This is a genomic window from Shinella sp. M27 (assembly GCF_049199905.1).
Lineage (GTDB): Bacteria > Pseudomonadota > Alphaproteobacteria > Rhizobiales > Rhizobiaceae > Shinella.
On record NZ_JBLZPK010000007.1, the window covers coordinates 1 to 23310 of the forward strand.

A 23310-nucleotide genomic window follows, 5' to 3' on the forward strand; every position below is an offset into this window, starting at 1 on the left:
CCGGCGAGATCGAGCGCGCCGTCGAAAAGCTGCGCTCCCAGGCCCAGAGTTTCGATCTCGTCGTGGAAACCAGCCGCGACGAAGTGCTGGAAGCCCAGGGCCGCGTGTCCGGCGGACAGGCTTTCGTGCGTTTCGTGGCGCTCAACAATCTGCGCGCCGAGGCCGCCGAGTTGAAGCTCGAGCGCGACCGCCTGGTCGCGGCGCTCACCACCCTTCAGGGCCTGCTCGACCAGATCGACCAGCCCGTCTGGCAGCGCACCGCCGATGGCTCGCTCGCCTGGGTCAACGAGGCCTATGCCGAGGCCGTCGAGGCGAAGGATGCCGCGAGCGCCGTGCATGAAGGCCGCGAACTGCTGCCGACCATCGCGCGCGAAAAGATCCGCGCCGCCAGCACCTATGACATGCCCTACCGCGACAAGGTCTCGACCGTCGTGCACGGCAACCGCGGCTTCTTCGACGTCGTCGATGCCCGCAGCCCGACGGGTTCGGCCGGCATCGCCGTCAACGTTTCGGATGTCGAGGCGGTGCGGGAAGAACTCGTGCGCACGCTGAAGAGCCATGCCGAAACGCTCGACCATCTCGCGACCCCCGTCGCGATCTTCGACGGCGACCAGCGCCTGCAATTCTACAACCAGGCCTTCCAGCATATGTGGGAGGTCGACATGGCCTTCCTCGAAGGCAAGCCCGGCAATGGCGAACTCTTCGACAAGCTGCGCGCCGCCGGAAAACTGCCCGAGCAGCTGAACTGGAAACAGTGGAAGGAAGCAGCACTTGCTGTCTACCGCGCCATCGAGACCCAGACCGACCTCTGGCACCTGCCGAACGGCCAGACGCTGCGCGTCTTCGCCACCGCCCGCCCGCAGGGCGGCGCCACCTGGGTCTTCGAGAACCTGACGGAAAAGGTCGATCTCGAAACGCGCTACAACACGCTGGTGCAGGTACAGGACGAGACCATCGACCATCTGGCCGAAGGGGTCGCCGTGTTCAGCCCGGACGGGCGCATCCGCCTGTCCAACCCGGCCTTCCGCGCGCTCTGGGGTATCAGCGAGGCGGAGGCGAAATCCGGTACGCATATCCGCGCCATCGAGCAGGCCTGTGCGGTCTCCTATGACAAGCCGGACGGCTGGAAGCGCTTTGCGCATATCATCACCAGCTTCGACGACGAGCGGCCGTCCTGCCAGGGCGTGCTGGAGCTGCGTACCGGCCTGGTGCTCGATTTCGCCGTCATTCCGCTCTCCAATGCCCAGACGATGCTGACCTTCGTCAACATCACCGACAGCGTGCGCGTCAGCCGTGCGCTCACGGAAAAGAACGACGCGCTGCGCAAGGCCGATGCGCTGAAGAACGATTTCGTCCAGCACGTCTCCTACGAACTGCGCTCGCCGCTCACCAACATCATCGGTTTCGCGGATCTCCTGAAGACGCCGACCATGGGCGAACTCAACGACCGCCAGTCGGAATATGTCGATCACATCGCGACCTCCTCGGCCGTGCTGCTCACCATCGTCAACGACATTCTCGACCTTGCGACCGTCGATGCCGGCATCATGGAACTCGACTATACCGAGATCAACCTGACGGACCTGCTCGACGACGTGTCGATGCAGTTCGCCGACCGGCTGCACGAAGCGCAGGTGACGCTGGAAATCACCGCGCCCGACAATCTCGGCACCATCGTCGCCGACCAGCAGCGCCTCAAGCAGATCCTCATAAAACTGCTCGGCAATGCCGCGAATTTCGCACCGGCGCACAGCTCCATCGGCCTGCGCTGCTGGCGCGAGGGCGCCGACCTCGTCTTTACGGTCACCGACCGTGGGCCGGGCATTCCGCAGGACGTGCTCAAGACGGTGTTCAACCGCTTCGAAAGTCACGGCCGCCAGGGCGGCGCCGGCCTCGGCCTCTCCATCGTCGAAAGCTTCGTCAGCCTGCACCACGGCACCGTCACCATCGACAGCCAGGAGGGCCGCGGCACCAATGTGACCGTGCGCATTCCCTCGGCGACGATGACATCCTTCGCAGCGGCGGAATAGGCCGGCATGGCGCTCGACATCTTCCTCGTCGACGAAGCCGCGACCATTCGTTTCGGCGAGGACATGGCGCTGGCGGCCAAGCGCGGTGATTATATCGCGCTGTCGGGCGATCTCGGCGCCGGAAAATCGACCTTTTCACGCGCACTCATTCGCGCGATTGCCGATGACGCTTTTCTGGAAGTGCCAAGCCCGACCTTCACGCTCGTACAGAGCTATGACCTGCGCGTGCCGGTCGCGCATTTCGATCTCTACCGCATCGCCGATGCCGCCGAGATCGACGAACTCGGCTTCGACGAAGCGCTTTCGGATGGCGTCTGCCTCGTCGAATGGCCGGAAAAAGGACTTGGCGCCCTTCCGACGGATGGCATCACGCTGACCTTCACCCATGAGGGCGACGGCCGGCGGGTCGCCATCGATGGCCCGGCACCGGCCGTGAGCCGGATTCGCCGGTCGCTGGCGATCCGCGCCTTTCTTGATGACGCCGGCTATCAGGCCGCGACGCGCCGCCATCTGACGGGCGATGCCTCGGTGCGAGCCTACGAGCATGTTTACACCGGTGGCCAGCGCTTCGTGCTGATGGACGCACCGCGCCACGCACCGGGGCCGATCCTTGCGCAGGGCAAATACTACCAGCAGATCGCCCATATCGCAGAGGACGTGAAACCGTTCATCGCCGTCGGCAGACATCTCGTCGCGCGCGGCCTGCGTGCGCCTGAAATTTACGCGACGGATATCGAACAAGGCATCCTGTTGATCGAGGACCTCGGCAGCGACGGCGTGCTCGACGAAAGCGGCGTGCCGATTGCCGAGCGCTACCGCGAGAGTGCAGCGTGCCTGGCCCATATGCACGGGCAAGCTTTTGAGCGCGACCTGCCGGTCGCCGGCGGCATCGTGCATCATGTGCCGGATTTCGACCGGGATGCGATGCAGATCGAGGTCAGCCTGCTCACCGACTGGTATCTGCCCTGGAAACGCGGCACGCCGGCGAGCGACAGCGAGCGCCAGGCCTATATCGCGATCTGGGATGGCCTGATCGCCAGCCTTTCGGCCGCAGAACACAATCTGCTGCTGCGCGATTTCCATTCGCCCAACATCATCTGGCGGCCGGAGGCCTCCGGCACCGACCGCGTCGGTATCATCGACTTCCAGGACGCGATGATCGGCCCCTCGGCCTACGACGTCGCCTCGCTGGTGCAGGATGCGCGTGTCGATATGCCCGAGGGTGTCGCGGACGAGGTGCTCGACCACTATCTGTCGCTCCGCGCAAAACACGCCGGCTTCGACCGAAACCGTTTCCTGCGCGACTGGCATGTCATGGCGGCGCAGCGCAATTGCAAGCTTGTCGGCATCTGGGTGCGGCTGATGCAGCGCGACGGCAAGCCGGCCTATATGCGCCACATGCCGCGCACCTTCCGCAATCTGACGCGCGCGCTCTCCCATCCCGATCTCGCCCCCTTGCGCGACTGGTGCGAAAAGGCTGGAATCCTCGCGACCGAATCATAGCGCGAGCAGACGATGAAGATCGAAGACGCCATGGTGCTGGCCGCCGGCCTTGGAACGCGCCTGCGCCCCATCACCGATACGATGCCGAAGCCGCTGGTGCCGATCGCCGGAAAACCGATGATCGATTACGGGCTGGATGCGCTGGCCGAGGCGGGCGTCAAACGCGCGGTCGTCAATGTGCATCATTTCGCCGACCAGATGACCGCACATCTGGCAAAGCGTACCCAGCCTGAAATCATCCTGTCCGACGAGACGTACCAGCTGATGAATTCCGGCGGCGGCCTTGCGAAAGGCCTGAAACTGCTCGGTCGAGCTCCCGTGCTCGTCATGAATGCCGATCTCTTCTGGATCGGCGAAAAGCCGGGCGAAAAGACCAACCTTCAGCGTCTCGCCGAAGCCTTCGACCCTGACCGCATGGACATGCTCCTGCTCTGCGTGCGGCTGGAGGATACGACGGGGCACAACGGCAAGAAGGATTTTTCGATGGATGCGGACGGGAAGCTCGCCCGCTACAGCGCGGAAAACGGCAATCCGGTCGTCTATGCCGGCGCCATCGCGATGATGCCGGCCTTGTTCGACGATGCCCCCGACGATGCCTTCAATCTCAACATCTATTTCGACCGCGCCATCGAGAGGGGTCGGCTCTTCGGCCTGATGCTTAGGGGACACTGGATCACCGTCGGCACGCCTGATGCCATCGGCGCGGCGGAAGCCGTCATCGGCCGTTTCCAAGAGGCGGCGGCGTGACCAGTGCGCGCGGCGGCCGCATCTATTCGATCCCGGCGAGCCTGCCTTTCCTGAAAACGGTGGCAGCAAGCCTCATCGACGGACGCCTCGTGCCCGGCTTCACCTACGATCCCGCCGATCCGCTGGCGCTGGCCGACGTCACGATCTACGTGCCGACGCGCCGTTCGGCCCGCGTGCTGCGCTCGGAATTCGTCGATCTCTTCGGCGGCAAATCGGCGATCCTGCCGGTCATCCGGGCACTGGGCGAGACCGATGACGACAGCGGCTTCTTCGATGAGATGACGCCCGCACTTCTCGACATGGCCGAACCGCTGTCCGGCCCGGCGCGCCTCATCGAGCTTGCCCGCCTCGTGCTCGCCTGGCGCAACAGCCTGCCCGCCGCTGTGACCTCCGTACATGCCGAAAGCCCACTCGTCGCCCCCGCAAGCCCGGCCGATGCCGTCTGGCTTGCCCGCAACCTTGCCGAGATCATCGATGCGATGGAAACGGAAGAGCTGGACTGGTCGGCGTTCGACAGCCTCGACGTTTCCAACCATGCGCTCTGGTGGCAGCTAACCGCCGAATTTTTGAAGATCGCCAGCGACTTCTGGCCGGCGCGCCTGACGGAGCTTAGCCGCTCCTCGCCGTCGCTCCGGCGTAATGCGACGCTGCATGCCGAAACCGAACGCTACAGCCATTCGCCGCCGGCAGGCCCTGTCATCATCGCCGGTTCGACCGGCTCCATTCCGGCAACCGCGGGATTGATCGCCGCCGTGGCGAAGCTGTCGAACGGCGTGGTGATCCTGCCGGGGCTCGACCGCTTCATGTCGGACGCCGAATGGCTGCTCGTCGGCCACCAGGGCGGCTCGGAGGGTGGGCAGAAGCCGGACGCCGCCGCGCGCAGCCATCCGCAATACGGCCTTCACCGCCTGCTCGCCCGCATGGGCTCTACACGAAACGATGTGGAACCCCTCGGCTCCCCCCCCGACGATCTGGAATACCGCTCGAAACTCCTCTCCAGCGCCTTCCTGCCGACGCAGGCGACGGCCGGCTGGGGCGAGGTGCGTGGCGCGCTCGATGCCGACCGGATGGCCGCAGCGTTCTGCGACGTCTCCCTCGTCGAGGCGGCCAATGAGCGCGAGGAAGCGCTGGCGATTGCCATTGCACTGCGGCTTGCGCTTGAAGACAGCGAAGACGCCCAGGCGGCCCTGATCACGCCCGATCGGAAACTCGGCCGGCGTGTTGCCGCCGAACTCGCCCGGTTCGGCATCGAGGCGGACGATTCGGCCGGCACGCCGCTGCTGTCCACGCCACAGGGCACCCTCCTCCGGCTGCTCGCCGAAGCAGCGCTCCGCCCTGGCGACCCGGTGCCGCTCGTCGCGCTCTTGAAACATCCGCTTGCCCGGTTCGGGCTTCGAAGCGAGGACCTAAGCGCGGCCGTGACCGCGCTGGAGCTGACGGCGCTGCGCGGCGGGACGGCGGAAATCGACATCTCGGCGCTGGAGCCGCTGCTGGAGACCGCCCTCGAACGGCAGGCTGGGGATCGCCATCCGCCGGTCTGGCGCACCGCGCTGCCCGAGACGGCGATCCCGCTTGCGCGCGATCTGACGCGCCGCGTCGCCGCCGCCGTCGAGCCGCTGGCCGGCGTGCTGGTGCAGCAAAGCCGCACGGGGCGACGTTTCTCCTCGAAACTGCCGCTCTCCGACTGGGCCGAGCGCACCGGCCGCGCGCTGGAAGCGGTGGCGGTGGACGAGCATGCAAATCTGGCCGCCCTCTGGTCGGGCGAAGCGGGCGACAGTCTTGCCAATCTCCTGAAGAGCGTGATGGAGACGGACGGACAGATCGAGGCCGACGGGCCGCAATGGTGCGATATCATCGAGGCGCTGGCGGCGAGCGAAAGCGTCAAGCCGCGCTCGATGCGCCATCCGCGCGCCTTCATTTTCGGCGCGCTCGAATCGCGCCTGCAAAGTGTCGATACCGTCGTGATCGGCGGGCTCAACGAGGGCACCTGGCCGGGGCAGGCGGCGAACGACGCCTTCCTCTCGCGCGTTATGAAGGTCGAGATCGGCCTGGAGCCGCCGGAGCGGCGCATCGGCCAGCTCGGCCACGACTTGCAGATGGCCGCCGCCACGCCGAAGCTGGTGCTGACACGGGCGCTACGCAACGGCACCGCCCCGACCGTGGCCTCCCGCTGGCTGCAACGCCTGCTCGCCGTCGGCGGGCCGACGCTGGCCGCCGACCTGCGCAGCCGCGGCAAAAACCTCATCGACTGGGCGGGCGATATCGACCGGAGCGCCAGCGTTCCGACCGCACCGCGCCCGTCACCAAAACCGCCGGCGGACTTGCAGCCGAAGAAATACTCTTTCAGCGAGATCGGCCGCCTTCGCCGCGATCCCTATGCCATCTATGCCCGCCATATTCTGCGGCTGCACCCGATCGCGCCCTTCAACCTCGATCCCGGCCCGGCCGAGCGCGGCTCGCTCTACCACCGCATCGTCGACCGTTTCGTGCGCGCGGAAGGGAGCGGCGAACCGCTGACGCTCATCGGCCATATCCTCGACGAGGAATTCGACGCCATTGCGCTGCCGCCGCATATCGATGCCGTTTGGCGGCCGCGTTTCGCCGCCGTCGCGCGTGCCTTCGTCGACTGGCACCTGAAGCGCGCGCCGGGCGTGCGCGAAAGCCTGACGGAAGTGCCGGCCTCGCTCGATCTCTCCGTCGGCGGCATCCGCCTGACGGGCATTGCCGACCGCATCGATATCCTGCCCGACGGCAGCGCCGATATCCTCGACTACAAGACCGGCAGCACGCCGTCGCTGAAGGTGGCGCGCGCGCTGCTCGATCCGCAATTGGCGCTGGAAGCCGCCGCCATCCGCCGCAGTGCCTTCCGCGGCCCCGGCCAGCGCGAGCCGGCAAACCTTCTCTATGTGCGCCTCAAGCCCGGCGAGCGGTTCGATGCCGAGCAGGTTAACAACGAGGGTGCGAAGAACAATCCCAAATCCGCCGTTGAACTGGCGGAGGATGCGCTGGCCGAACTGGAAAAGCTGCTGACTGGCCTGATCGAAGGCCGCTTCGGTTTCAAATCCCGCGTCATTCCCGAGCAGGAGCGTGACTATGGCGGCGAATACGACCATCTGGCACGCGTCGCCGAATGGTCCTCGGCGGAAAACGGTGAGGAGGGCGACGATGCTTGAGAACCAGAGCCCCGCCGAAGACCGCCCCGCCTCCGCCGATCCCGCGGCATGGCTGAGCTGGACGTCGCAGAAGCAGGCGACGGCATCGGACCCGGCCCGGTCGGCCTGGGTTTCGGCCAATGCCGGCTCCGGCAAGACGCATGTGCTGACCCAGCGCGTCATCCGGTTGCTGCTCGCCGGCTGCCGGCCCTCGGCCATCCTCTGCCTCACCTATACCAAGGCGGCGGCCTCCGAAATGTCGAACCGCGTCTTCGAGCGGCTCGCCGAATGGGCGACGCTGTCCGATGAAGAGCTGTCCGACCGGGTAGCCGCCATCGAGGGCAAGCGGCCGGACCTTTTCAAGCTCGCCGAGGCCCGCCGCCTTTTTGCGCGCGCGCTGGAAACGCCGGGTGGCCTGAAGATCCAGACGATCCACGCCTTCTGCGAGGCGCTGCTGCACCAGTTTCCGCTGGAGGCCAACGTCGCCGGCCATTTTTCCGTGCTCGACGACCGGGCGGCGGCCGTGCTGCTGGCGGATGCGCGCCGCTCGCTCTTGACCGCGACGGCGAACGAGGACGACCGGGCGCTGGCCGAGGCCTTTGCGACAGTGCTCGACATCGCCGACGATACCGGCCTGGAAAAGCTGATCTCCGATATCGTCGCCGCCCGCGGACCGATCCGCGCCTTCATCGACGACGCCGACAAGGCCGGCGGCGTGGGCGCCGTGCTGCGGCGGGAAACGGGCATTACGGCGACGGAAACCATTGACAGCATCCTTGCCGCCTTCTGGCCGCTCGATGCCCTTTCGGGCACGACGCTGGAGGCGTATCTCTCGGCGGCGGAGACGCTTGGCAGCGATACGGTGAAAACCTCGGCCGCCGGTTTGCGATCCGTAAGCCGGCTCACCGATCCGGAAGCGCGCCGCGCCGTGCTTCACGCGCTGTTCTTCACGAAAGACGGATCGCCTAAGAAAATCGGCACCGCCTTCTTCTCCGCCGCGCTGAAAAAACAGTTTCCGCAATTCGAGGACGCGCTGACCGCTGCGCAGGACCATATGGTCGCCTGCACCGAGCGGCTGCGGCGCCTGCGCATGGTCGAGGCGACGCTGGCGGCGCTCACCATCGCCGAACGGCTGATCGGCGACTACGAGGACCTGAAGCGGGCGCGCAGCCTGCTCGATTTCGACGACCTGATCGACCGCACGGCGACGCTGCTCACCCGCGAAAAGGTGAGCGCCTGGGTGCATTACAAGCTCGACCAGGGCATCGATCATATCCTCGTCGACGAGGCGCAAGACACCAGCCCGCGGCAATGGCAGATCGTGAAGGCTTTGACCGACGATTTCTTCGCCGGCGAAACGGCGCGGCGGGTGGAGCGCACGATCTTTGCCGTGGGCGACGAGAAACAGTCGATCTATTCCTTCCAAGGCGCGCAGCCGGAGCGCTTTGCCGAGGAAGGAAGAGAGGTTTCCCGGCGCACGCGGATGGCGGAGGCGGCCTTCAGCCCGATCCGGCTGCTGCTCTCCTTTCGCTCGACGCGCGACGTGCTGTCGGCCGTCGACCAGGTGTTTCTCGATCCGGCCAATGCACGCGGCCTGTCGCCCGATGGCGACGAGATCGTGCATGCCTCCAACCGTGGACGCGAGCCCGGTGCGGTCGATGTCTGGGAGGTGATCGCCGCGCCGCCGGGGCTCGACGAGGAGGACTGGACGGCGCCCTTCGACGCGGTTGCCGAGGAGGCGCCGATCAATGTGCTGGCGCGGCGCATCGCCGATACGCTCGCCGGCTGGATCGGTCGCGAGACGGTGACGGAGAAGGGCAAGGCGCGGCCGATGGCGGCGGGCGACGTGATCGTGCTGGTGCGCAAGCGCGACGCCTTCGTCAATGCGCTGACGCGCACGCTGAAGCAGCGCCACAACCTGCCCGTCGCCGGCGCCGACCGGCTGGTGCTGACCAAGCATATCGCCGTGCAGGACCTGATGGCGCTCGGCCGCTTCGCCGTGCTGCCGGAAGACGATCTGTCGCTGGCCGCCCTCATGAAGAGCCCGCTCTTCGGCCTGAACGAGGAGACCGTGTTCGAGCTCGCCGCCCGGCGCGGCGAGCGGCAGAGCCTGTGGATGCGGCTTCGGGAGATGGCGGAAACGAATGCTGCACTCGACCCGATCGTTCGCCGGCTTTCCGATCTCATAAGCCATGCGCGCGAGCAATCCGTGCATGATTTTTATGCGCGCATTCTCGGGGCCGGCGGCGGGCGGCGGGCGTTCCTTGCCCGGCTCGGCGCGGAGGCGGGCGAGATCATCGACGAGTTCCTGACCTTTGCGCTGGAGCAGGAAGAGAATGGCCTGCCCGGCCTGCAAGCCTTCGTTTCCACGCTGGAACTAGAGGCGCCGACGGTCAAGCGCGAGCAGGACAAGGCGCGCGGCGAGATCCGCATCATGACCGTGCATGCCGCAAAGGGCCTGGAGGCGCCGGTCGTCTTTCTCGTCGACGGCGGCTCGAAGCCGTTCAATGCCAACCATATGCCGAAACTGCGTTTCCTCGCGGGCGGTCCTCTGGCCGGCGGTCTGCCGGTCTGGCTGCCGCTGAAGGATCTTGGCAACGCACTGACGGAGGCCGATGCCGAGCGCATCAAGGCAAGTGCGGAAGAGGAATACCGCCGGCTGCTCTATGTGGCGATGACACGGGCGGCCGACCGGCTCGTCGTCTGCGGCTATCGCGGCCGGCAGGAGGCCAAGGACACCTGGCATGCGATGATCGCCACGGCCCTTGCCGCCGATGAAAGCCGTTGCATCGAGATGACGTTTTCGACGGCGGGTGAAAGCTGGCAGGGTCTTTCCTGGCGCGAGGCGGGTGCGGCCGATATCGGTGCGGTGTCGACGGCCGCCGTCGAAGAACGGGCGAAATCGGTGCTGCCGGACGCGCTCGGCAAACCGCTGCCGCCGCAGAAGGCCCTACCGCGCCCCTTGAGCCCCTCGGGTGCGGCCGCCGTCATCGAGACCGACACGGCGGACCTTCTGGTGCCCTCCGCCTTGTTCGGCCGGAAAGGCAGCGGAGCGCCCGGCAGCGGGCTTGCGCTGGAGCGCGGGCGCATCCTGCACCGCTTCCTGCAAATCCTGCCGTCCGTTGCGCCGGAGGAGCGCCCGGCAGCGGCGCGGCGCTATCTGGAGCGGGCGGTGGCGCATTGGCCGGACCATGCCCGCGTTTCGCTGGTGGAGGCCGCGCTGGCGGTGATCGGCGACGAGAGCCTTGCGACGATCTTCTCACCCGCGGCACGGGCGGAAGTCTCGATCATGGGCACGCTGTCGCTCGGCCGGCGGGATTTTGCGGTCTCGGGCCGCATCGACCGCATGGCCGTCAGCGAAGACGCCGTGGAGATCGTCGATTTCAAGACGAACCGCGTGCCGCCGGCTTCCGTCGCGGATATCCCGTTCGAGCACCGGGCGCAGCTTGCCATCTATCGGGCGATCCTCACGCCGCTCTATCCGGACAAGGAAATCCGCTGCGGACTGATCTATACGGAGGCAGCGAAAACCTTCTGGCTGGAGCTGGCGCTGCTCGATGCCAGCCTTGCCGAACTCACGGCAAAGTGAGATACCGGGCGGGACGGATCGTGCCGGCCCGGCACTTCAGGGCTTGAAACCGAAGGCCCGGCACATCACATTTCATGCAACAATCACCGTTCAAGGAGAGCCTCATGGCTACCGTAAAAGTCGACCAGTCCAACTTCCAGGCTGAAGTCCTGAATTCCGCAGAGCCGGTCGTCGTCGATTTCTGGGCCGAATGGTGCGGCCCGTGCAAGATGATCGCCCCGGCACTTGAGGAAATCGCGACGGAACTCGCCGGCAAGGTGAAGGTCGCCAAGCTGAACATCGACGAGAACCCAGAACTGGCCGCCCAGTTCGGCGTGCGCTCGATCCCGACGCTTGCCATGTTCAAGGGTGGCGAAGTAGCCGACATCAAGGTTGGCGCCGCCCCCAAGACGGCGCTTTCCTCGTGGATTTCCAGCGCCGCCTGATCGGCCAGACTGGTCCACATGAAAAAGCCCGGCTTCGGCCGGGCTTTTTGCGTTCTCAGGTGGGGGGCGTTCCATTGTCGGCGAGCACGTCGCCGACGAGATAGAGCGAACCGCCGATCAGGATGCGCGGCGGCACGGCATCTTCCGCCGTGATGCGGCCGATTTCGGCGAGCGCTTCGGCGACCGTCGAGAACGCCTCCGCTTCAAGGCCGGCGCGGGCGGCATCCTCGGCCAGCGCCACCGGGTCGAGGCCGGCATCGGAGCCGCGGATCGGCACGGTGAAGACGCGCTCGGCCAGACCGCCGAAGGGCTCGAAATAGCCGACCGGGTCCTTGGTGTTGATCATGCCCGTCACGAGGAAGAGCGGGCGGGCCTCGCGTTCTTCGAAATTCGCCATGGTCTCTGCGATCACCTGGCCGGCACCGGGATTGTGGCCGCCATCGACCCAGATCTCGCTGGCGCGCGGGGCGATGCGCGCCAAGGCGCCATCCGTCAGCCGTTGCAAACGACCCGGCCATTCGACATGGGAGAGGCCCATTTCCAGCGCATGTTCGGAAATCGGAAAGCCGGTGGCCTTGACCGCGCGGATCGCGGCAGCGGCATTGGCATATTGGTGGCGGCCGGGCAGGCGCGGCAGCGGCAGGTCGGCAAGGCCGAACTCGTCCTGATAGACGAGGCGGCCATATTCCTGATGCGCCATGAAGTCCTGGCCATAGACGGTATGCGGGCAGCCGAGCCGCTCGGCGGTCTCGATCAGCACGTCACGGGCGGCGTCTTCCGTCTGGAAGCCTATGACGACGGGCACGCCGCGTTTCATGATGCCGGCTTTTTCGGCGGCGATCAGCTCGACACGATCGCCGAGATAGGCCTGATGATCGAGCGAGATCGGCATGATGATGGAGACGGCCGGGCGCGGCATGACATTCGTCGCATCGAAGCGCCCGCCAAGGCCGACCTCGATGATCGCGACATCGGCTGGATGCTCGGCAAAGAGCACGAAGGTGACGGCGGTCAGGATTTCGAAGACGGTGATCTTTTCCCCGCCATTGGCGTCGGCGACACGCCGCACCGCATCCGCCAGAACCGCATCTTCCACGAACTGCCCGCGCCCGCCTTTGACACCGAGACGGTAGCGCTCGTGCCAGTTGACGAGATGCGGCGAGGTATGGACGTGGACGCTGAGGCCCTGGGCCTCGAGGATGGCGCGGCAGAAGGCCGTGACGGAACCCTTGCCGTTGGTGCCGGCCACATGGATGACCGGCGGCAGTTTCAGATGCGGATCGCCAAGCGCTGCGAGCAGCCGCGTGATGCGGTCGAGCGACAGGTCGAAGCCCTTGGGATGGAGACCGAGAAGTTTTTCGATCTCCGCTGCCGCTTCGCTGACCATCACGCCGGTCATGTTACTGGGCCGCGATGGCGACGGCGCCGTTGGTGGCCGAGACAGCTGCCGGCTTCTTCATGAGGATCTTCAGAAGACGGGCCAGCGTATCGGGAATGTCATGGCGCTTGACGACCATGTCGACCATGCCATGCTCCATGAGATATTCCGACGTCTGGAAGCCCTCGGGCAGCTTTTCGCGGATGGTCTGCTCGATGACGCGCTTGCCGGCAAAGCAGATTTCGGCGCCCGGCTCGGCGAGGTGGATATCGCCCAGCATGGCATAGGAGGCCGTGACGCCGCCGGTCGTCGGGTTGGTGAGCACGACGATATAGGGCAGGCCCGCTTCCTTCAGCATTTCCACGGCGACGGTGGTGCGCGGCAGCTGCATCAGTGAAAGGATGCCTTCCTGCATGCGCGCGCCGCCAGAGGCCGGGAACATGACGAGCGGGCACTTTTCGGCAATCGCGCGTTCGAAGGCCTTGATGATCGCCTCGCCCGCGGCAATGCCGAGCGAGCCGCCCATGAAGTTGAATTCATGCACGACGGCGACGAGCTTGACGCCGCGCGACTTGCCGACGCCAGCGACGATCGTGTCTTCGAGGTCGGTCTTGACGCGGCTGTCCTTCAGGCGATCGCTGTACTTCTTCGAATCGCGGAACTTCAGCGGGTCCTGCGCGACTTTCGGCTGCTGCAGGGCCTCGTAGACGCCGTCATCGAAGAGGTCCTTGAGGCGAGCCTTGGCCGGCATCTTCATGTGGTAGCCCGAGGCCGGGATGACCCACTTGTTTTCCTCGAGATCGCGGTGGAACACCATCTCGCCGGTTTCCGGGCACTTGATCCAGAGATTTTCCGGTACATCCCGGTCAGGGCGGCCAAGCATCGAGTTGATCTTCGGCCGAACGTAATTCGTGATCCAGTTCACGGTCTAGACTCCCGTTATAATGGTGGTTCCCATGTGGGAACTTTATTCCGCCGCCGCAAGGCGCGACGCGCGCACGCCCGATGCGAGGCTCATGACCAGCGTTTCGACACCGGCAACGGTGGCGCCACTCGCCTTGCCGTCCGCCGTCAGGCTGGAGGCGATCTGGTTGACGATGGCGGTACCGACGACGACGCCATCCGCCGAAGCGCCGATGGCCCTCGCATGCTCGGCCGTCTTGACGCCGAAGCCGACGCAGACCGGCAGCTTCGTATGGGCCTTGATGCGGCCGACGGCGCTGCCGATGAGCGAGGGATCGGGCAGGGCCGAACCGGTGATGCCGTTCATCGAGACGTAATAGACGAAGCCCGACGTGTTGTTCAAAACGGTCGGCAGGCGCTTCTCATCGGTCGTCGGCGTGGCGAGACGGATGAAGTTGATACCCTTGGCGAGTGCCGGGATGCACAGTTCGTCATCCATTTCCGGCGGCAGGTCGACGACGATCAGGCCGTCGATGCCGGCGTCCAGCGCCTCGTCGAGGAAACGCTCGACGCCATAGATGTAGATCGGGTTGTAGTAGCCCATCAGCACGATCGGGGTCGCGTCGTCTTGCCTGCGGAAGTCGCGGGCCATCTGGATCGTCTTGGCAAGCGTCTGGCCGCCGGCAAGCGCCCGCTGGCCGGCAAGCTGGATCGCCGGACCGTCGGCCATCGGATCGGAGAAGGGCATGCCGAGCTCGATGACGTCGGCGCCGGCCTTCGGCAGCGCCTTCATGATCTCCAGCGAACAGGCATAATCCGGATCGCCGGACATGAAATAGGTGACGAGGGCCGGGCGGCCTTCCGCGGCGAGATCCGCGAAGCGTTTGTCCATGCGTGCAGTCATTCTCAGAGCTCCATGCCGAGGATCTTGCCGACGGTGAAGATGTCCTTGTCGCCGCGGCCGGAGAGGTTCATCAGGATGATCTGGTCCTTGCCCATTTTGGGCGCGCGCTTGATCACCTCTGCAATGGCGTGGCTCGGCTCCAGCGCCGGGATGATGCCTTCAAGCCTGGTCAGCAGCTGGAAGGCTTCCAGCGCCTCGTCATCCATGATCGGAACATATTCGGCGCGGCCGATCTGGTGCAGCCAGGCGTGCTCCGGGCCGATGCCGGGATAGTCGAGGCCGGCCGAGATGGAGTGGCCTTCCTTGATCTGGCCGTCGGCATCCTGCAGCAGGTAAGTGCGGTTGCCATGCAGAACGCCCGGCGAACCGGCCGTCAGCGAGGCACAGTGCAGGTCGCCGTCGAGGCCCTTGCCGCCGGCTTCGACACCGACGATCTGGACGCTCTTGTCGTCGAGGAACGGATGGAAGATGCCGATGGCATTGGAACCGCCACCCACGGCCGCGATGACCATGTCCGGCAGGCGGCCTTCGGCGACCATCAGCTGCTCGCGGGCTTCCGTGCCGATCACCGACTGGAAGTCGCGCACCAGCTCCGGATAGGGATGCGGGCCTGCGGCGGTGCCGATCAGGTAATAGGTGTCGTCGACATTGGTGACCCAGTCGCGCAGCGCCTCGTTCATGGCGTCCTTCAGCGTGCCGCTGCCTGACGTGACGGGCTTCACCTCGGCACCGAGCAGCTTCATGCGGAAGACGTTCGGCGCCTGACGCTCGACGTCGGTCGCGCCCATATAGACGACGCAGGGGAAGCCGAAGCGCGCGGCGACGGTGGCCGAGGCCACGCCATGCTGGCCGGCGCCGGTTTCGGCGATGATGCGCGTCTTGCCCATGCGCTTGGCGAGCAGGATCTGGCCGATGCAGTTGTTGATCTTGTGCGAGCCGGTGTGGTTCAGCTCTTCGCGCTTGAAATAGATCTTCGCGCCGCCGAGATGCTGCGTCAGGCGTTCGGCATAATAGAGCGGGCTCGGGCGGCCGATATAATGGGCGCCGAGGTGCTTCAGCTCAGCCTGGAAAGCCGGGTCGGTCTTGGCCTTGTCCCATTCCGCCTGAAGTTCGAGGATCAGCGGCATCAGGGTTTCGGCGACGAAACGACCGCCGAAAATGCCGAAGCGACCGTCCTCATCGGGACCTTCGCGATACGAATTCAGGTTGGGTGACTGGTTCACTTGCCTCTCCCTGCGACGGCGGTCTTGTCGTCCGCCTTGTTCGCCGCTTCAAAAAACGCTTCCATCAGGCCGAGGTCCTTGACCCCCGGCGCGCTTTCGACACCCGAACTGGTATCGATGCCCGGCGCGCCGGTCAGTTGAATGGCCTCGGCGAGGTTATCCTTGTTCAGACCACCCGAAAGCATGTAATCGACGCTTCCGTCAAGCAAATGCATGAGCTTCCAGTCGAAGGAGACCCCGTTGCCGCCCGGAAGCTCAGAGCCTGCCGGCGGCTTGGCGTCGAACAGGAACCGGTCGGCGATGCCGATATAGGGATCAACCTTCTTCAGATCATCAGCCTCACGCACCGAAAAGGCCTTCATGACGGGCAGGCCATAGACCGCCTTGACGGTCAGTACCCGCTCCGGGCTTTCCTTGCCGTGCAGCTGGAGAATGTCGGGCGAGAGCTGGTCGACGATCTCGTCCAGCGTGTCGCTGTCGGCATCTACCGTCACCGCGACAATCTTCACGCGACCTCGCACCCGGTCGGCCAGACGGCCGGCGTCGGAGGGCTCGATATTGCGCGGGCTTTTCGGAAAGAAGATGAAGCCGATATGGGTCGCGCCGAGCGCAACCGCCTTGTCGACGGCCTCTTCGGTCTTCAGCCCGCAGATTTTAATGTCGCGTTTCATGGGCAAGGGGTTCGCACGAATCACCGGAAGAGTCGAGCCGAAAGACGGCGGCAAGAGGACTGGAAACGCCACCCTTGCACGGCCGACAAGGCTGCCCATATGGAAGGAAACGACAGACCGGAGACATCCATGCGGCTCATCATCGCCATCCTCCTGCCCTTTCTCGTGTTTTTCACCATCGGGCGGCCGATTGCCGGCATTATCTGCCTGATTTTGCAGGTCACGCTGATCGGCTGGCTGCCGGCCGCCATCTGGGCGGTCTATGCGCTCAGCCAGTACAATACGGATAAGAAGATCAGCGAAGCGCTCGGCAACCGCCGTTAGTTTTGGTTCAGCCAAAATCCAGGGCATGCAAAAGGCTGCCATTGCGCTTCAGCCAGCGTTTGGCTTCCTCCGTCGCCGGGCAGAGCTTTTCGCACAGGGCCCAGAAGGCCGAACTGTGGTTCATCTCCTCGAGATGCGCCACTTCGTGGGCAGCGAGATAATCGATGACATGCGGCGGGGCCATGGCAATGCGCCAGGAGAAGCTGAGCGCACCATCTGCCGAGCAGGAGCCCCAGCGGCTACGGGTATCGCGCAAGGTCAGCGATTTGACCTTTTTCCCGATGCGGCCCGCATGAACAGTGACCAGCCGGTCCAGTTCCAGCCGCGCCTCTTTCTTCAGGAAATCGGAGATGCGGCGGGGAATGCTCTCTTCCATGCCGCCGACGCACAGCACCGCCTCGTCATCGATAACGACAGCCTCGGTGAGCCCGCGCAGCCGGCCGGTCGCCTCGATGCGATGGGCAACGCCACGGATCATGACGTAACCGCCGTCGGCCAGTTCGTTCGTCGTGCGGAACTTGGCGAGCTTCGTCATCAGCCAGCCCTGATGACGATCGAGGAAATCGCGGATTTCACGGTCTGCAATGCCTGACGGCACCGTCATGCGCAGCGCCCGGCCGCCCGGCTCGATGCGCAGCGTCAGACGGGTAGCGCGGGAATCCCGCTTGATGGTGAGCGGCAAACGCCGGCCATTGACGTCAAGCTCGCGCCGTTCCGGCGGCGGCGGCGTCTTCAGGGCCTTTCGGGGCTTGGAAGCCAAGGAGAACATGCTGCCTTTCATAGCCGATTCGAAGCCGGCTGAAATGCCTCAACGAAAAACCGGCGCTCGCGGCGCCGGCTCTGTCTTTATCGGTCCTGACGGTCTCAGGTCGCCGGAAAGCCGGGCACGTCGCCCTTCCCTTCGGCGCGGCGTTCGCGCATGAAGCGGTCGAACTCCTCCTGGTCCTTGGCGCGGCGCAGCTCGCGGCTATAGGCGTCGAACTGTTCGCGCATCTCGTCGAGCTTGCGGCGCTCCTCGTCGAGGCGGGCGAGTTCGGCGTCACGCCAGTCGTCGAAGGCGACGTTGCCGGTGGCGCTGCGGAACGCATGGCCGCGGCCGCCGCGGAACTTGCTGCGGCAGGATGCGAACATGCCGTCAAGATTGTCGTTGGCGTCTTTCTTGAAGTTTCTCAGGCGATCGCCGAAGATGATGTAGGCAAGCATGGCAAGGCCGAGCGGCCAGAATACCACGAAGCCCAGCACCATCAGGGCGATGGTCGCAGGCGTCCAGTCCGGACGAATGAGCGCTGACTGGTTCATGTGCAATCTTCCTCACGATCAACGGAAACCACCTCGGTTTCCGGTGAATTCGATGTGGTTAGACCGCCCACCGCGTTCAAGACGATGGCGCATGAATTCGGGCAAGTACCTGAAACGAGCCTGAAAAATCAGGAGGCCGCTTCAGCCTTTCCGCCCTTGATGACGCGCGGCACCGGCTTTGCCTTGTTGGCCTTGCCGTGGGTCTCGATGAAGGACAGGATGCGCGGCGCGATCTCCTTGCGGAAGCGCGAGCCGTTGAACACGCCGTAATGGCCGACATCCGGCTGCATGTAGTGCATGCGCATGTCGTCGGGGATGTTCGTGCAGATCGTCTGCGCCGCCTTGGTCTGGCCGACGCCCGAGATGTCGTCGTTCTCGCCCTCGACGGTGAGCAGCGCCACCTTGCGGATCGCCGTCGTATCGACGGGACGCGACCGGTGCATCATCTCGCCCTTCGGCAACGCGTGTTTCATGAACACCGTTTCCACGGTCTGGAGATAGAACTCGGCCGTCAGGTCCATGACGGCAAGATATTCGTCGTAGAAATCGCGGTGCTTTTCGGCCGCATCGCCGTCGTTCTTCACGAGATGGGCGAAGAACTCTTTGTGTGCGACGACATGGCGGTCGAGGTTCATCGACATGAAGCCCGAAAGCTGCAGGAAGCCCGGATAGACCTGGCGCATGAAGCCCGGCTGCGGCCACGGAACCGGCATGATGACATTGTCGCGGAACCAGTCGAGCGGCTTTTCCTTGGCCAGATTATTGACCGCGGTCGGATTGATGCGCGTGTCGATCGGCCCGCCCATCAGCGTCATGGTGGAGGGCGAGAGCGGATCGTTGTCGGCTTCCATCACGGCAACGGCGGCCAGCACCGGCACCGCCGGCTGGCAGACGGCGATCACATGCGTATCCGGCCCCAGCGCGTGCAGCATCTGGATGACGTAATCGATGTAGTCGTCGAGATCGAAGGTTCCCTCGGAGATCGGCACCATGCGGGCGTCGATCCAGTCGGTGATATGGACTTCCGCATGCGGCAAGAGCGCCTCGACGGTGCCGCGCAAGAGCGTCGCATAGTGGCCGGACATCGGCGCGACGATCAGGACCTTCGGATCCTTGCGGTGGCCGGCGGGCAGACAGCGCTCGAAATGGATGAGATTGCAGAAGGGGCGCTGCCAGACGATCTTTTCGTGAACGGAGACGTCCTTGCCGTCGATCGGCGTGGTGGGCAGGTCGAAGGCCGGCTTGCCGTAGCGCCGGGTGGTGCGCTCGAGAACCTCGAAGCCTGCAGCCATCGTGCGGCCGAAATAGGTATGCGAGATCGGGTTGAGCGGGTTGCGGAAGGCGATCCGCATCTGGTCCGCCGCAGCGCGCCAGGGCGCCATCATCGCATGATTGAGTTCGTACAGCTGATAATACATCGGACGCGATACCCCATTTCGTGGCGCGGGCTTAAGTCCCGCACCTGTCACCCGGTTTCCGCACTTGCGAAAACACTAACATGTTTTCGCTGCGTGGCAACATTCCACACCAACATCCTACGCCCGCGAACCTTTCGTGGACATGAACGGAGCATAGCGGCTTCGGTGGGCGGGCAAGCGGGCGGCTTCATTCCGCAACGCAAACGACCGCCTTGATCAGGCCGGCCTTGTCGGTCGCCCAGCGGGAGAGATCAGCGGGCACGGCGTCCAGCGTGGTGCGGTGGGTCACCAGCGCCTCAATCGGCACATGGCCGGCGCGGATGCTTGCCATGACATGCTCGAAATCGACCCGCGTCGCATTGCGGCTGCCGATCAGCATCATTTCGCGTTTATGGAATTCCGGATCGGAGAAACGGATCTCGTCCTTCACCACGCTGACCAGCACCAGCGCCCCGCCATGGGCGACATAGCCGAAGGCCGCTTCCATGGATTTGCCGTAGCCGGTCGCATCGAAGACGACATCGAAACCGTCGCCATCCGTTACCCGGCTGACCTCATCGGCGGCAGCGGCCCCGGCGACAAGGCCGGATGTGAAACCGAAACGCTCCGCCGCCATGGCGAGGCGTTCTTGCGACGTGTCCATCAAGGTAACGTCATGGCCGGCAATGCGCGAGAAAAGGGCGGTGCCGAGACCGATCGGGCCGGCACCGATGACGAGGGCACGGGAACCGGCCGGCGCCAGCGAGCGGCGCACGGCATGGGCGCCGATGGCCAGGAATTCGACGGTCGCGGCGGCCTCCAGCGAAAGGCCTTCAGCCGGGTAAAGGTTTTCGGCGGGAACGGTGATCTCCTCGCAGAAGGCGCCATCGGTGTGCACGCCGAGCACGCGGATCGCGGTGCAGCAGTTCGGCTTGCCCTTCCGGCAGGCGACGCAGGTACCGCAGGAAATATAGGGGTTCACGACGACGGGTATACCGGCGGCAAGACCGCTTGCGCCGGGCTCGATGACGGTCGCGGAGACCTCGTGGCCCATGATGCGGGGGTATTCGAGGAACGGGTGTTTGCCCTCGAAGATATGATAATCCGTGCCGCAGATGCCGACATGGCTGACGGCGACGCGCGCCCAACCGTGCGGCACCGCAGGCCGTTCCCGTTCGGCCGCCTCGAGGCGGCCGGGTTCTACGCAAACGACGGCTTTCATCTCAACGGCTTCCGCGACGGCGCAACTGATCGAAATAGACGATGACGATGATCAGCAGGCCCGTGATGATGCGCTGCCAGAACGAGTTGACGTTCAGCAGGTTCGCGCCGTTGTTGATGGTGGCCAGGATGAAGGCGCCGAGCAGCGGGCCGTGCACGGAACCGACCGCGCCGAACAGGCTGGTGCCGCCGATGACCGAGGAGGCGATCGCCTGCAATTCCCAGCCTTCCGCCTGCGTTGCATTGCCGATGCCGATGCGCGAGGCGAGCAGCAGGCCGACGAATGCCGCGCAGGTGGCCGAGAGGATATAGGCGAGATAGATCGTACGGTTGACATTGACGCCCGACAGGCGCGCCGCCTCGCCGTTCGACCCCACCGCGAAGAGATAGCGGCCGAAGCGCGAGAGATGCAGGAAGACGAAGGCCGGGATCGCCACCAGGATGACCATCCAGAACAGGCTCGGCACACCCAGGAAATCCATGCGGGAGAAGTTGGTAAAACCCTCGTGGTTGATCGAGATCGTCGAGCCGTTGGTGATGAGCAGGCCGATGCCGCGCAGCGAGGTCAGCGTCGCCAAGGTGATGATGAAGGGTGGCAGGCCCATGCGGACGATGCCGAAGCCATGGAAGGCGCCGATCGCCACGCCCATCAGGAGCGTCAGGATGATCGAGGCCCAGAGCGGCACGCCCGCCTGAAGCAGCCAGGCGACGATGACGCTGGTGAAACCGACGATCGCCCCGACCGAGAGATCGATGCCGGCCGTGATGATGACGAAGGTCTGGCCGACGGCGAGGATCGCCGTCATCGCGCCCTGGCGCAGCAGGTTGGAAATGTTACCCGGAGTCCAGAAGGCATGGGTGGACAGGCCGAGCGCCAGCCAGAGCGCGGCCAGGAGCCCGAACAGGGTGAGGCCGAGCAGGATGTTCCGGCCCCTCCTCGGTGCCGGAGCGCTTTCCGTCGTCGTGTCCACGCTCATGTTTCTTCTCCCTTTTTTTGCGTAGCGCCTAGCCTGAACCGCTGCACACTTTTTCTGAACTTGCTCTAGATACCGATGGCTTGGGTCAGGACGTCTTCATGAGTGCCGGCCCGATGGTCGTGGCTCGCAACGAGCCGGCCGCTACGAAAGACGTGCAACCGGTCGGACAGTTCATAGACTTCCGGCAGGTAGGACGAGATCAGGATGATGCCGGCGCCGCGTTTCAGCAGTTCGCCGAACAGCCGGTAGATTTCCGCCTTGGTGCCGACATCGACGCCGACCGTCGGCTCGTCGAAGATGAAGAGTTTTGCACCGTGGCTCAGCCACTTGCCGATGACGATCTTCTGCTGGTTGCCGCCGGACATGGCCGAGGCCAGCACACTGCGCGACGGCGTCTTGATGCGGAGATCGCGGATCTGCCGGTCGGCATTGTCAGCCTCGTCGCCCTTGCGGATGACGAGCCCGGAACTCAGCCGCTTGAAGACCGGCAGGTTAATGTTAAGACCGATCGACAGGTTGAGGCAGAGGCCCTGGTCGCGCCGGCTTTCCGGCGCCAGCGCGATGCCGAGGTCCATGGCCTCCCGCTCGTTGGAAATCTCGACCCTCTGGCCCTCCCAGAGGATTTCGCCCGATTTCACCGGCTGGCGGCCATAAAGGCCGAGCGCGAATTCACTGCGCCCGGCGCCGATGAGACCATAGAGGCCGATGATCTCGCCGGATCGCACCGTCAGCGACACATCTTCGAAACCGGGACCGGACAGGTTCTTCGTTTCGACGATCGGCTTGCCGATGGCGACCGTCTCCTTGTGATAGATCTGCTCGATCGAGCGGTTGATCATCAGCGCGATCAGCTCGGCCTCGTTGGTCTCGCCGATCAGCCGCGTGCCGACATGGGTGCCGTCGCGCAGAACCGAGACGCGGTCCGCCAGTTCGAAGACTTCTTCCATGCGGTGGCTGATATAGACGATGGTGACGCCCTGATCGCGGAGCCGGCGAATAAGCCGGAAGAGCTGGGCCGATTCCTGGCGCGTCAGATAAGCGGTCGGCTCGTCGAAGATGAGGAAACGGATGCCGCGCATGGCGGCCTTGGCCGTCGCGACGAGCTGTTGCTGGCCGATGGTCAGGCTGCCGAGCAGGGCACCGGCGGGAAGCTGGAAGCCGAGATCGTCCAAAACGGCCTGGGCGGCGCGCTCCATCGCGCCCTTGCGCATCAGGCCGTAGCGGTTCATCTCGTCGCCGAGGAACATGTTGGCGGCGACGGAGAGATGCGCGCAGAGCACGACCTCCTGATGCACGGCATTGATGCCGCGCGAAATCGCCTCGGTAGGGGTCGCGAGCTGGACGGATTTGCCGCACCAGAAGACCTCGCCGGCCGTGCGCCTGATAACGCCGGTCAGAAGCTTGATGAGCGTGGATTTACCGGCACCGTTTTCGCCGACGATGGCGTGGATTTCGCCGGCCAGGAACGTCACCGTCGCCGGTTTCAGCGCTTCGACGAGGCCATACTTCTTCTGCAGACCGCGCAGTTCGAGGATCGGCGCGCCGCGCGGCACGGTGTCGGATTCGG

General features: G+C 65.0%; 18 protein-coding genes. 7 read left to right on the forward strand and 11 right to left on the reverse strand.

From position 1 onward, the window contains the following. The 6 genes from ACOZK4_RS01215 to trxA form a co-directional block, all read left to right on the forward strand. On the forward strand, positions 1-2030 hold a 2030-nt coding region (locus ACOZK4_RS01215), incomplete at its 5' end, for an ATP-binding protein (protein WP_421589976.1). Between the two features lie 6 nt (positions 2031-2036). After that, a complete protein-coding gene (gene tsaE / locus ACOZK4_RS01220; protein WP_421589977.1) occupies positions 2037-3533 on the forward strand; it encodes a tRNA (adenosine(37)-N6)-threonylcarbamoyltransferase complex ATPase subunit type 1 TsaE in 1497 nt (498 codons plus the stop codon). A 12-nt stretch (positions 3534-3545) separates the two neighbouring features. After that, a complete protein-coding gene (locus tag ACOZK4_RS01225) occupies positions 3546-4280 on the forward strand; it encodes a nucleotidyltransferase family protein (protein WP_421589978.1) in 735 nt (244 codons plus the stop codon). Further along, positions 4277-7453, forward strand: a complete 3177-nt coding sequence (addB, locus tag ACOZK4_RS01230; protein ID WP_421589979.1) for a double-strand break repair protein AddB — start codon at positions 4277-4279, stop codon at positions 7451-7453. Before ACOZK4_RS01225 ends, addB begins: the two co-directional genes overlap by 4 nt. After that, a complete protein-coding gene (gene addA, locus ACOZK4_RS01235) occupies positions 7446-11021 on the forward strand; it encodes a double-strand break repair helicase AddA (protein ID WP_421589980.1) in 3576 nt (1191 codons plus the stop codon). The genes addB and addA overlap by 8 nt, the downstream gene beginning before the upstream one ends. A 104-nt stretch (positions 11022-11125) precedes the next feature. Beyond that, entirely contained in the window at positions 11126-11446 is a 321-nt protein-coding gene (trxA, locus tag ACOZK4_RS01240; RefSeq protein ID WP_160861395.1) for a thioredoxin, read from the forward strand. A 55-nt stretch (positions 11447-11501) separates the two neighbouring features. Here the strand turns inward: trxA and ACOZK4_RS01245 are convergent, their stop codons facing one another. From ACOZK4_RS01245 to ACOZK4_RS01265, 5 genes are read right to left on the reverse strand one after another with little or no spacing between them, the layout of a single operon-like run. Continuing rightward, positions 11502-12845 (reverse strand): bifunctional folylpolyglutamate synthase/dihydrofolate synthase, encoded by a 1344-nt coding sequence (locus ACOZK4_RS01245; protein ID WP_421589981.1) that lies wholly within the window; start codon positions 12843-12845, stop codon positions 11502-11504. A 1-nt stretch (position 12846) separates the two neighbouring features. After that, positions 12847-13749, reverse strand: a complete 903-nt coding sequence (gene accD / locus ACOZK4_RS01250) for an acetyl-CoA carboxylase, carboxyltransferase subunit beta (RefSeq protein WP_421589982.1) — start codon at positions 13747-13749, stop codon at positions 12847-12849. 42 nt (positions 13750-13791) lie between these two features. Next, positions 13792-14631, reverse strand: a complete 840-nt coding sequence (gene trpA / locus ACOZK4_RS01255; protein WP_421589983.1) for a tryptophan synthase subunit alpha — start codon at positions 14629-14631, stop codon at positions 13792-13794. Positions 14632-14633: 2 nt separating this feature from the next. Further along, positions 14634-15854 (reverse strand): tryptophan synthase subunit beta, encoded by a 1221-nt coding sequence (gene trpB, locus ACOZK4_RS01260; protein WP_421589984.1) that lies wholly within the window; start codon positions 15852-15854, stop codon positions 14634-14636. Beyond that, positions 15851-16525: a phosphoribosylanthranilate isomerase gene (locus ACOZK4_RS01265; RefSeq protein WP_421589985.1), complete on the reverse strand. Its 675-nt coding sequence runs from the start codon at positions 16523-16525 to the stop codon at positions 15851-15853. The genes trpB and ACOZK4_RS01265 overlap by 4 nt, the downstream gene beginning before the upstream one ends. Before the next feature lie 129 nt (positions 16526-16654). Here ACOZK4_RS01265 and ACOZK4_RS01270 point away from each other — a divergent pair, with 129 nt between their 5' ends. Next, positions 16655-16849: a YqaE/Pmp3 family membrane protein gene (locus tag ACOZK4_RS01270; protein ID WP_298101535.1), complete on the forward strand. Its 195-nt coding sequence runs from the start codon at positions 16655-16657 to the stop codon at positions 16847-16849. 7 nt (positions 16850-16856) lie between these two features. Here ACOZK4_RS01270 and ACOZK4_RS01275 read toward each other — a convergent pair whose 3' ends face one another. The 6 genes from ACOZK4_RS01275 to ACOZK4_RS01300 all read right to left on the reverse strand — a co-directional run bounded on the left by ACOZK4_RS01275 (position 16857) and on the right by ACOZK4_RS01300 (position 23296). Next, a complete protein-coding gene (locus ACOZK4_RS01275) occupies positions 16857-17618 on the reverse strand; it encodes a M48 family metallopeptidase (protein WP_421589986.1) in 762 nt (253 codons plus the stop codon). Positions 17619-17713: 95 nt separating this feature from the next. Next, positions 17714-18148, reverse strand: a complete 435-nt coding sequence (locus tag ACOZK4_RS01280; protein WP_313523918.1) for a DUF2852 domain-containing protein — start codon at positions 18146-18148, stop codon at positions 17714-17716. Positions 18149-18276: 128 nt separating this feature from the next. Beyond that, positions 18277-19566, reverse strand: coding sequence for a polyhydroxyalkanoate depolymerase (phaZ, locus tag ACOZK4_RS01285; protein WP_421589987.1), 1290 nt, complete (start codon positions 19564-19566; stop codon positions 18277-18279). 187 nt (positions 19567-19753) lie between these two features. Next, positions 19754-20767, reverse strand: coding sequence for a zinc-binding alcohol dehydrogenase family protein (locus ACOZK4_RS01290; protein ID WP_421589988.1), 1014 nt, complete (start codon positions 20765-20767; stop codon positions 19754-19756). 1 nt (position 20768) lies between these two features. After that, positions 20769-21743: an ABC transporter permease gene (locus tag ACOZK4_RS01295; RefSeq protein WP_313523926.1), complete on the reverse strand. Its 975-nt coding sequence runs from the start codon at positions 21741-21743 to the stop codon at positions 20769-20771. Between the two features lie 65 nt (positions 21744-21808). Beyond that, the gene (locus tag ACOZK4_RS01300) at positions 21809-23296 is read right to left on the reverse strand and encodes a sugar ABC transporter ATP-binding protein (RefSeq protein ID WP_421590163.1); all 1488 of its coding nucleotides are present in this window, start codon (positions 23294-23296) and stop codon (positions 21809-21811) included. Positions 23297-23310: the final 14 nt, after the last annotated feature.

Bases quoted from the DNA above. Each gene is read 5' to 3' on its own strand.
- ACOZK4_RS01275 (WP_421589986.1), bottom strand. From the start codon at position 17,618: ATGTTCTCCTTGGCTTCCAAGCCCCGAAAGGCCCTGAAGACGCCGCCG.
- ACOZK4_RS01225 (WP_421589978.1), top strand. From the start codon at position 3,546: ATGAAGATCGAAGACGCCATGGTGCTGGCCGCCGGCCTTGGAACGCGC.
- trxA (WP_160861395.1), top strand. From the start codon at position 11,126: ATGGCTACCGTAAAAGTCGACCAGTCCAACTTCCAGGCTGAAGTCCTG.
- ACOZK4_RS01265 (WP_421589985.1), bottom strand. From the start codon at position 16,525: ATGAAACGCGACATTAAAATCTGCGGGCTGAAGACCGAAGAGGCCGTC.
- ACOZK4_RS01280 (WP_313523918.1), bottom strand. From the start codon at position 18,148: ATGAACCAGTCAGCGCTCATTCGTCCGGACTGGACGCCTGCGACCATC.
- ACOZK4_RS01290 (WP_421589988.1), bottom strand. From the start codon at position 20,767: ATGAAAGCCGTCGTTTGCGTAGAACCCGGCCGCCTCGAGGCGGCCGAA.
- ACOZK4_RS01245 (WP_421589981.1), bottom strand. From the start codon at position 12,845: ATGACCGGCGTGATGGTCAGCGAAGCGGCAGCGGAGATCGAAAAACTT.
- tsaE (WP_421589977.1), top strand. From the start codon at position 2,037: ATGGCGCTCGACATCTTCCTCGTCGACGAAGCCGCGACCATTCGTTTC.
- phaZ (WP_421589987.1), bottom strand. From the start codon at position 19,566: ATGTATTATCAGCTGTACGAACTCAATCATGCGATGATGGCGCCCTGG.
- ACOZK4_RS01295 (WP_313523926.1), bottom strand. From the start codon at position 21,743: ATGAGCGTGGACACGACGACGGAAAGCGCTCCGGCACCGAGGAGGGGC.
- trpA (WP_421589983.1), bottom strand. From the start codon at position 14,631: ATGACTGCACGCATGGACAAACGCTTCGCGGATCTCGCCGCGGAAGGC.
- addA (WP_421589980.1), top strand. From the start codon at position 7,446: ATGCTTGAGAACCAGAGCCCCGCCGAAGACCGCCCCGCCTCCGCCGAT.
- ACOZK4_RS01270 (WP_298101535.1), top strand. From the start codon at position 16,655: ATGCGGCTCATCATCGCCATCCTCCTGCCCTTTCTCGTGTTTTTCACC.